The 9,549-nt window shown below is 69.5% G+C and carries 9 protein-coding genes; 6 read left to right on the forward strand and 3 right to left on the reverse strand.

The window, feature by feature from the left end; genetic code table 11:
- Window positions 1-53: 53 nt before the first annotated feature.
- Window positions 54-545: a hypothetical protein gene (locus ACESMN_RS12365; protein ID WP_373053908.1), complete on the reverse strand. Its 492-nt coding sequence runs from the start codon at window positions 543-545 to the stop codon at window positions 54-56.
- A gap of 15 nt (window positions 546-560) precedes the next feature.
- A complete protein-coding gene (gene polA / locus ACESMN_RS12370; protein ID WP_373053909.1) occupies window positions 561-3,272 on the reverse strand; it encodes a DNA polymerase I in 2,712 nt (903 codons plus the stop codon).
- 250 nt (window positions 3,273-3,522) lie between these two features.
- Between polA and ACESMN_RS12375 the strand changes: the two genes are divergently transcribed.
- From ACESMN_RS12375 to ntrC, 5 genes are all read left to right on the forward strand, one after another.
- Window positions 3,523-4,272 carry a TIGR00730 family Rossman fold protein gene (locus tag ACESMN_RS12375; protein WP_373053910.1) on the forward strand — a complete coding sequence of 250 codons (750 nt, stop codon included), beginning with the start codon at window positions 3,523-3,525 and terminating at the stop codon, window positions 4,270-4,272.
- 167 nt (window positions 4,273-4,439) lie between these two features.
- The gene (locus ACESMN_RS12380; protein WP_373053916.1) at window positions 4,440-4,766 is read left to right on the forward strand and encodes a DUF2782 domain-containing protein; all 327 of its coding nucleotides are present in this window, start codon (window positions 4,440-4,442) and stop codon (window positions 4,764-4,766) included.
- Window positions 4,760-5,053, forward strand: a complete 294-nt coding sequence (locus ACESMN_RS12385) for a DUF4124 domain-containing protein (protein ID WP_373053911.1) — start codon at window positions 4,760-4,762, stop codon at window positions 5,051-5,053. The genes ACESMN_RS12380 and ACESMN_RS12385 overlap by 7 nt, the downstream gene beginning before the upstream one ends.
- A gap of 363 nt (window positions 5,054-5,416) precedes the next feature.
- Window positions 5,417-6,499 carry a nitrogen regulation protein NR(II) gene (glnL, locus tag ACESMN_RS12390; RefSeq protein WP_373053912.1) on the forward strand — a complete coding sequence of 361 codons (1,083 nt, stop codon included), beginning with the start codon at window positions 5,417-5,419 and terminating at the stop codon, window positions 6,497-6,499.
- Window positions 6,496-7,947, forward strand: coding sequence for a nitrogen regulation protein NR(I) (gene ntrC, locus ACESMN_RS12395; protein WP_373053913.1), 1,452 nt, complete (start codon window positions 6,496-6,498; stop codon window positions 7,945-7,947). Before glnL ends, ntrC begins: the two co-directional genes overlap by 4 nt.
- 80 nt (window positions 7,948-8,027) lie before the next feature.
- On the opposite strand, the gene ACESMN_RS12400 is transcribed toward ntrC, so the two are convergent.
- Window positions 8,028-9,011 carry a dihydroorotate dehydrogenase gene (locus ACESMN_RS12400; RefSeq protein WP_373053914.1) on the reverse strand — a complete coding sequence of 328 codons (984 nt, stop codon included), beginning with the start codon at window positions 9,009-9,011 and terminating at the stop codon, window positions 8,028-8,030.
- On the opposite strand from ACESMN_RS12400, the gene trmL reads away from it, so the two are divergent.
- The gene (gene trmL / locus ACESMN_RS12405) at window positions 9,010-9,474 is read left to right on the forward strand and encodes a tRNA (uridine(34)/cytosine(34)/5-carboxymethylaminomethyluridine(34)-2'-O)-methyltransferase TrmL (protein ID WP_373053915.1); all 465 of its coding nucleotides are present in this window, start codon (window positions 9,010-9,012) and stop codon (window positions 9,472-9,474) included. The genes ACESMN_RS12400 and trmL overlap by 2 nt on opposite strands.
- Window positions 9,475-9,549 lie beyond the last annotated feature (75 nt).

The raw sequence follows: 9,549 nt of genomic DNA on the forward strand, positions 1-9,549 counted from the left end.
GCGTAGGGTGGGCCAGGCGCAGCGGGCCCACCTCCCGGCTTGCGCCGTCACCGTTAGCGCCGGGTGACGAAGCGGAACTGCACCTGGCCCCGTTCCGCTGCACCCTCGGGCAGCAGGGTTGCGGCCCAGGTCATCGATTCGCTGGCACAGACCGGCAGCATCGCCTCGCCGCGGTAGCTTCCGGGCGCGACGCGTTCCAGCCGCGCGCGATTGAAACCCATGTACATCTCCACGCCCGTCAGATCCAGCTCCACCCAGTCCGGATCCTGTCCCGTCAGCTGCAGCGTGACCGCGAGCGGCTCCTGCATGGGCACGGGCCGGGGTTCCAGATCGAGCAGCGCCTGCCCGCCCGACGGCAGATCGGCCGTGCAGGCTTGCTGGTTCAGGTCGCAATCCTCCGGCGCCACCACCAGCAAGGCCGCCGCATCGCGGCCCGGGACGAGCCGGTCGGCCCAGACCCACAAGGCCCCAATGGCCGCCAGCCCCGCGAGCCAGGGCACCAGGCGGCCGAGCCGCCTGCCGGTGGTCGTCGTCCGCGCGTTCATTGCGTCGTGCTCATCTCAGTGCGCCGCATCCCAGTTCTCCCCGACACCGACATCGACCACCAGATCCACCGAGAGGTTCGCGGCGCCGGCCATGTCCGCGATCACCGCGGAGCGCACCTCGGCCACCGCATCCCTGGTCACCTCGAGCACCAGTTCGTCGTGGACCTGCATGATCATCCGCGCCGGCAGGCGGTCACGCTCGAGACCCGCCGACACCTTCAGCATCGCGCGCTTGATGATGTCCGCCGCGGTGCCCTGCATCGGCGCGTTGATCGCAACGCGCTCGGCCTGGGCCCGGCGGGCCGCGTTGCGGCTGCCGATCTCCGGCAGGTAGAGCCGCCGCCCGAACAGGGTCTCCACGTAGCCCTGCTCGCGCGCGGTCCGGCGGGCGGCCTCCATGTACTCGTGCACGCCCGGGTAGCGCGAGAAATAGCGTTCGATGTACTCCCGGGCATGGCCCTGGTCGATGCCCAGGTTGCGCGCCAGGCCGAACGCGGACATCCCGTAGATCAGCCCGAAGTTGATCGCCTTCGCCGCGCGGCGCTGCTCCGGGGTTACCGCCTGCGGCGACTCCGCGCCGAAGACCTCGGCCGCGGTCGCGCGGTGGATGTCCTCGCCGGCCTCGAAGGCCGCCCGCAGACCACGGTCTCCGGACAGGTGGGCCATGATGCGCAGCTCGATCTGGGAGTAGTCCGCGGCCAGCAGCAGCATGCCGTCCTCCGGAATGAAGGCCTGGCGGATGCGGCGGCCCTCCGCGGTGCGCACCGGGATGTTCTGCAGGTTCGGATCGGAGGAGGACAGGCGGCCGGTGGCCGCGACCGCCTGGTGATAGGAGGTATGCACGCGCCCGGTGGCGGAATCGACCCGTTCGGGCAGCCGCTCGGTGTAGGTGCTGCGCAGCTTGCTCAGGCCGCGGTGCTCGAGGATCAGCCGGGGCAACGGAAACTCCGCCGCCATCTGCTCGAGCACGTCCTCGGCGGTGGAGGGCTGGCCCTTGGGCGTGCGCCGCAGCACCGGAAGACCGAGCCGGTCGAAGAGGATCTCCTGGATCTGTTTCGGCGATCCCAGATTGAACGCGCCGCTGGCCTCCGCGAAGGCCAGCTCCGCGACCTCCTGCATGCGCTCGAGCAGCTCCGCGCTCTGCACGCGCAAGAGCCCGGTATCGACCCGGACACCGGTGCGCTCCATGTCCGAGAGCACGGGCACCAGGGGCATCTCGATCTCGCGGTATACCGAGCGCGGCCCTTCGGCCTGGGCCAGGCGCGGCGCCAGGGCCGCGTGCAGCCGCAGGCAGACCTCCGCATCCTCGGCGGCATATTCCGTCGCGCGCTCGATCGGCACCTCGGCGAAGGGGATCTGTTTCGCGCCCTTGCCGGCCACGTCCTCGTAGGTGATGGTCCGGTGGCCCAGGTGCCGCTCGGCGAGGCTGTCCAGGTCGTGGCGGTTGGCGCCGGCGTCCAGCACGTAGGACTCGAGCATCGTGTCCTCCCGGATGCCCTCGAGCCGGATGCCGTGGTTGGCAAGCACGTTGCGGTCGTACTTGAGGTGGTGGCCCAGCTTCGCGTGCCGGGCGGACTCCAGCCAGGGGCGCAGGCGCTCCAGGGTCCGCTCCATGTCCAGCTGTGGTTCCGCATCCTCGCCCCGGTGGGCCAGCGGCAGGTACCAGCCGTTCCCGGGCTCGACGGCAAAGGACAGGCCGACCAGCCGGGCCTGCATGTATTCGAGGCTGGTGGTCTCGGTGTCGAAGGCCACCAGTTCGGCCGCCTCCAGCCGTTCCAGCAGCGCATCCAGGGCCTCCGCGCTGCGCACGACGTGGTATTCGGCGCCGGGCACGCCGCCGACCGCGCCCCCGACGCCCTGATTCTCGGCGCCGGCGGGCTCGAGTTCGTCGAGCCAGCGTCGGAACCCGAAGCGGGTGAGGAGTTCGCGCAGGCGCTCGGTATCGGGCTCGGCCAGGGTCAGCTCGTGCTCGTCGATCCCGAGGTCCACGTCACGCCGCACGGTGACCAGCTCGCGCGACAGCGGCAGCTGCTCGCTTGCCGCGCGGAGATTCTCACCGACCCTGCCGCCGATCGCCTCGGCATTCGCCAGCACCGCGTCCAGGCTACCGTACTGGCCGATCCACTTCGCGGCGGTCTTCGGACCGACCTTGTCCACGCCGGGCACGTTGTCGACGCTGTCACCGACCAGGCTCAGGTAATCCACGATCTGCTCCGGTCCCACCCCGAACTTCTGGCGGACCCCTTCCGGATCGAGCACGGTGCCGGTCATTGTGTTGACCAGTGTCACACCGTCGTCGACCAGTTGCGCGAGGTCCTTGTCGCCGGTGGAGATCACCACCGGCTCCCGCCGCTCCCGCGCCTGCTCGGCCAGTGTCGCGATCACGTCGTCGGCCTCCACGCCGGGGATGCACAGCAGCGGCAGCCCCATGGCCCGGATCAGCTCGTGCAGGGGCTCGACCTGCACGGACAGCTCCTCCGGCATCGGCGGGCGGTTGGCCTTGTAGGCCTCGTACAGGTCGTCGCGAAAGGTCCTGCCGGGGGCGTCGAAGACCACGGCCATGCGCCGCGGCGCGTAGTCCGCGCGCAGCTTGCGCAGCATGTTCACGACCCCGTAGAGGGCACCGGTGGGCTGGCCGTCGGCCGCCGTCAGCGGCGGCAGCGCATGAAAGGCGCGATACAGGTAGGACGAACCATCCACCAGCACCAGTGGGGCTTCATCGCTCATGCGGGCAGTTGCGGTTGGGATGGCCGGCCAGTGTACTGCGCGGCCGCAGGGGCCGCGAATCCGTGCCGCCTCCGCGGGGCTGTTCGCGATGGCCCGGCAGGGTTACGCTAAGGGGCATGGCAACACCAGACACCCGGAGAGGCGATGGACGGTCGCATCGCTCCCTGATCACTCCCACTCCGCGATCCCTGTGTTTCGGGCCACAGCGGGGGGATGCCGAGCGCGCCGGGCGCGTGCTCAGGTTGCGGCGATGAGCCAGGACCACGACCCCCGAAAGGACTGGCGCGAGCGGGGTGACCACCCCGGGCTCGCACCGATCGACGACTCCGAGCTGACCCGCGAGAGCTGGAAGATCTTCCAGATCATGGCCGAGTTCGTCGAGGGCTTCGAGCGGCTGGCGCGCATCAAGCCGTCGGTCAGCGTGTTCGGCTCCGCACGGATTCCGCCCGGCCACCCCGACTACGAGCTCGCCGAGGAACTGGCCCGGCAGCTGTCGAATGCCGGCTTCGCGGTGGTCAGCGGCGGCGGGCCCGGCATCATGGAGGCGGCTAACAAGGGCGCCTTCTCGGGCAAGTCGCCGAGCATCGGGCTGAACATCCAGCTGCCCCACGAGCAGCTTGCGAACGACTACCAGGACATCGGGCTCGGCTTCCGGCACTTCTTCGCACGCAAGGTGATGTTCGTGAAATACGCGTCGGCCTACGTGGTGCTGCCGGGCGGCTTTGGCACCCTGGACGAGCTCGCCGAGATCCTGACGCTGGTGCAGACCGGAAAGTCCCGGCGCATCCCGATCGTGCTGGTGGGCAGCAGCTACTGGCGCGGCCTGCTGGACTGGTTCGAGAACACGCTGGTTGAGCGCCGCACGATCTCGCGCAAGGATCTGCAGCTATACTCGCTGGTGGACACCCCGGAGGCGGCCGTTGACGCGATCTTCGAGTATTACGAAACGCGCAGCTTCGAACCGTCGGCCGAGGAAAAGCAACGCCTGATGGAGCTCTAGCGCCGCATGCGGACAAGACAGGACAGCCCGGCATGACCGCGGAGGCCACTGCCCTCGGGCACCGCAGCACCGGCTCCACGCAACGGTTTGCACGGGGGCCGACCCCGGCCCTGCGCGCCCGCTGCCAGTGCCGGCGCTGGATCGTGGGCACTGCCCTGTTCGCGCTGATGGCCGCAGCCGGCGCCCAGCCCCGGGACTGGCCCGATGCGCCGCCACCCCCCGAGATCGACGAGGATGCGCCGCCGCCGGTAATGGACGAGCGGGCGCGCCAGCTGCAGATGCTCGAGGAGGCCGACATCACGCTGATCGAGCGGCCGGATGGCCTCATCCGCGAATACCGGGTGGCAGGACGCCTGTTTCTGGTGGAGGTGGTGCCGCGGATGGGGCGCCCCTACTATCTCGTCGATACCACCGGCGATGGCATGCTGGACACCCGCCGGCGCGGGCTCGGGCCGGATTTCGTTCCTCCACAGTGGATCCTGTTCCAATGGTGACCGGAAAACGCTCAAAGATTCGACCTTCCGCGGCAGCCACGGCGATACTGCTGCTGGCCCTGGCCACGCTCGCTGCCGCCAACGCCACAGGGATCTATCGCTGGGTGGACGCGGAAGGCACTGTTCACTTCGGGGACAGCCCGCCCGCAGAGCGTGGCGCGGAGCCGGTCGAGATTCGCCCGTCGGCGGGCGATGCCCCACAGGCCGACGAAGCCGAGTCCGTCCCGGGGCAGCCGATGGCACCGGATGCGGAGACCGGGCCTGGCGAAGAAGCGGCGGACGACTGAGACGACCATCCCGGGCATGCGGACGCAGATTCCGCAATGCTGAGCACCAATTTGGTGCGCATGGGCAATATCCGCACCAGTTTGGTGCTATGCTTTGCCCGACATGAGCCTCACGCCCGTTTGGCAGTCCTGTTCGCGCGCGGCGCCCGCGCCTGCGCGCCCTGGCCCCTGGAGGAGTGCGCGCCGCGCGCGAATGATCGTCCCACGGCGTTGTGGCGGAATCGGCAGGGCGTTCTGCAACGGCGGAGCATCCCCGATCATCCGGTTGGCGATCAACCAGTATGACGTGCGAATGGGGCCGTACCATGGGGCCGAGTCGCCAGCGGCCGGCACGCTGGCGCAATTCCTGCTTTCGGCCCGTCGATGACCGTCAATTCCCTGCCGGCCCCGACGAGCCCGGTCCCCTGCCAGTGGCTGGATGAACTCTCCACCGCGGTACTGGTGACCGACGGGCAGCTTCGTCTGCTCGCGGTCAACAGTGCCGCGGAGATGCTGCTCGGTCTGAGCCGCGATCGGGTGGTCGGGGGGTCGCTGGGACACTGGCTGCCCCTGGACCGCAATCTCGCGAACCAGCTCGAGCGGGTGCTCGACGAGGGGCAGCCCGTCTCGCTGCGGGGACGCAGGCTGCGGCCGCTGCGCGCACCCGAATTCCTGGCCGACCTGATGATCTCGCCGCTGCAGGAGGAGGATTCGGGCGGGCGGCTGCTGGTGGAGCTCACGGCCATCGATCGCCACCAGCGCATCACGCGCGAGGATCAGCTGCGCCAGCAGCAGGCCATCACCCGCGCGGTGACCCGCGGCCTGGCCCACGAGATCAAGAACCCGCTGGGTGGCCTGCGGGGTGCCGCGCAGCTGCTGGCGAGCGAACTGGACGATCCCTCGCTCCACGAATACACACGGATCATCATCCGCGAGGCCGACCGGCTGCGCAGCCTGGTGGATCGCATGCTCGGGCCCAGCAACATGCCGCGGCGCGAGCGGGTGAACGCTCACGAGGTGATGGAGCACGTCCGCGGACTGGTCAGCGTGCAGCTGCCGCTGGGCCTGAAGATCAACGCCGACTATGACCCCAGCATCCCGGACCTGCTGGTCGATCGCGACATGCTGGTGCAGGCCCTGCTCAACGTGGTGCAGAACGCGATCCAGGCCCTCGGTGACCACGGCGAGATCTGGCTGATGTCACGGATCCTGCGTCAGTACACCATCTCCGGACAGCGTCACCGCCTGGTCGCCCTCCTGCGGGTGCGCGACAACGGGCCGGGGATCCCGGAGGAGATCCGCGAGCGCATCTTCTTTCCCATGGTGACCGGCCGGGCATCGGGCACCGGCCTCGGTCTTCCGATCGCACAGAGCCTGATGCAGCTCAACCACGGCCTGATCGAGTGCCACTCCCGCCCGGGCCGCACCGATTTCGACGTGCTGCTGCCGCTGGAGGGCGCGCCATGAACGCCAACATATGGGTCATCGACGACGACGATTCGATTCGCTGGGTCCTGGAGCGGGCCCTGGACCGCGCCGGGCTGGAGGTCCGCGGCTTCGAATCGGCCGACTCGGCCTGGAGCGCGCTGGAGGCAGGCGACAATCCCGACACGATACTCGCGGACGTGCGCATGCCGGGCCTGAACGGGCTGGACTTCCTCGCACGGCTGCGCGAACAGCCGGATCCGCCGCCGGTAATCATCATGACCGCGTTCTCGGACCTCGAAAGCGCGGTCTCCGCCTACCAGACCGGTGCCTTCGAGTACCTCCCCAAACCCTTCGATCTCGAGGAGGCGGTCGGGCTCGTGCAGCGCGCGCTCCAGGCCCGGCGGGAGAGCCTGTCGTCGGGCAGCGTTGCCGACCGCGCCGCGGCCACGGCCCTGATCGGCGAGGCACCGGCGATGCAGGAGCTGTTCCGCGCGATCGGGCGGCTCTCGCGCTCCAACATCACCGTGCTGGTGAACGGCGAGTCCGGCACCGGCAAGGAGCTGGTCGCCCGCGCATTGCACCAGCACAGCCCGCGGTCCAGCCAGCCGCTGATCGCACTGAACACGGCCGCGATCCCGAAGGATCTGCTGGAGAGCGAGCTCTTCGGACACGAGCGGGGCGCCTTCACCGGCGCCAGCCAGGGCCGCAAGGGCCGGTTCGAGCAGGCCGACGGCGGCACCCTCTTCCTGGACGAGATCGGCGACATGCCCTTCGACCTCCAGACGCGCCTGCTGCGGGTGCTCTCGGACGGCACCTTTTACCGGGTCGGCGGCCATACGCCGATCCGCGTGGACGTGCGCATCATCGCCGCCACGCACCAGAACCTCGAGGACCGCGTTGCGGCCGGGCTGTTCCGCGAGGACCTGTTCCACCGCCTGAACGTGATCCGCATCCAGGTGCCGGCGCTGCGCGACCGACCGGAGGACATTCCGCTGCTGACCCGTCACTTCATGCAGGAGGCCGCGCGCGACCTGGGCGTCGATGCCAAGGTGATGCGCCCGGAGGTGATGGCCGAGCTCCAGACGATGCGCTGGCCGGGCAATGTGCGGCAGCTGGAGAACACCTGCCGGTGGCTGACCGTGATGGCCTCGGGCCGTGAGGTGCATCTCGAGGACCTGCCCCCGGAACTGCGGAGTCAGCCTGCGCAGTCCGCCTCGGCGCAGGAGGGTCCGGCCCGGCCGGGCCGCGACTGGACCAGCGACCTCGCCGAGCGGGCGCGGGCTCATTGGCGCGGGGGCTCCCGCGATCTGCTGTCCGTGGTGCAGCCGCAATTCGAGCGGACCCTGATCCTGGAGGCGCTGAGGATGACCGACGGCCACCGGCAGCAGGCCGCCGCGCTGCTCGGGTGGGGCCGCAACACCCTCACCCGCAAGATCCAGGAACTGGGCCTCGATCAGCCCGGCACCAACCAGCCGGACGTACACTGACGATCGTCGCGATCCGCGCCGCCCCGAGCGATGAAGGCCCCCTCCCCCCGCTTGCGGGGAGGGGGTGCGGGACGCTCGCGCTAATCCGAGACAGGCGGAAGATCGCAGGCGGAGATGTGGCCGTGCAGGCGCAGGGTGCCGGTGAGGTCGCTGATGCGGGCGATCCCGTGGCGGTCGAGGTAGCCGCTCATGCCGTCCAGGATCTTGGGCAGGCACAGCGGATCGTAGAACAGGCCCGTGCCCACACCCACCGCGCTGGCGCCGGCAATCAGGAACTCCAGCGCATCGCGCGCATTCAGCACGCCGCCCTGCCCGATGATCGGGATCCCGTGCGGACCCGCGACCTGGTGCACCTGGTGCACCTTCAGCAGCGCGATCGGCTTGATCGCCGGGCCGGAGAGCCCGCCCTGGTTGTTGCCGATCACCGCCTCGCGCCGCTCCACGTCCACCGCCATCCCCATCAGGGTGTTGATCACCGCAAAGCCGTCGGTGCCGGCCTCGATGCACCGGCGCGCGTTCTCGGCGATATCGGTCTGGTTCGGCGACAGCTTGGTGATGATCGGCTTCGAGGTCACCGACCGGCAGGCCTCCACCACCCGCGCCGACATGTCCGGGTCGTTGCCGAAGGCGACGCCGCCCTCCTTCACGTTGGGGCAGGAGATGTTGATCTCGATCGCATCGATCGGCGAGTCGTCGAAGCGGCGGGTGACCGCAATGTACTCCTCGATCGTGGAGCCGGAGACATTCGCGATGAACCGCGTCTCGGAGAAGTCCAGGGTCGGCAGGATCGCGTCCACCACGTGCCCCACGCCCGGATTCTGCAGGCCGATCGCGTTAAGCATGCCGTCCGGCGTCTCGTAGACCCGGTGCGGCGGGTTCCCCAGGCGCGCGTCGCCGGTCGTGCCCTTCAGGCAGATCGCGCCGGCGTCGCGGTTGGAAAATCCCGCAACCCGCGTATATTCCTCCCCGAATCCGACACACCCCGACAGCAGCACCAGCGGAGTGTTGAACGGCAGCCCGCAGAACGAGATCTGCAGGCGCGGATCAGCGGGATGTTCAGCCATGTTGCATGTCGTCCTCTATGAACCGGAGATCCCGCCGAACACCGGCAACATCATCCGTCTTGCCGCGAACACCGGTGCCCGGCTGCACCTGATCCACCCGCTGGGTTTCGCGCTCGAGGAACGCAGGCTGCGCCGGGCGGGGCTCGATTATCACGAGTTCGCCGAGATCCGGGAGTATGCCAGCCTGGACGCCTGCCTGGAATCGGCGCCGATCAGCCGGCTCTTTGCGCTGACCACGCGGGCGGCCCGTCCGCACAGCGATCCGGCCTTTGCATCCGGCGATGCCTTCCTGTTCGGGCCGGAGACGCGCGGGCTTCCGCAGGCGGTGCTCGAGCGCCTGCCGCCCGAACAGCGGCTGCGGATTCCGATGCTGCCCGGCAGCCGCAGCCTGAACCTCTCCAACGCGGCGGCGGTGGTGGTGTACGAGGCGTGGCGGCAGATGGGCTACCGCGGCGGGGCGTGAAGGCGTGGGTCGGTGGGCCCGCTGCGCTTGGCCCACCCTACGAAGCTGGTCGCGACAAGGGTGTCGCACGAAGCC

Source organism: Thioalkalivibrio sp., from assembly GCF_041690275.1.
Taxonomy (GTDB): domain Bacteria; phylum Pseudomonadota; class Gammaproteobacteria; order Ectothiorhodospirales; family Ectothiorhodospiraceae; genus Thioalkalivibrio.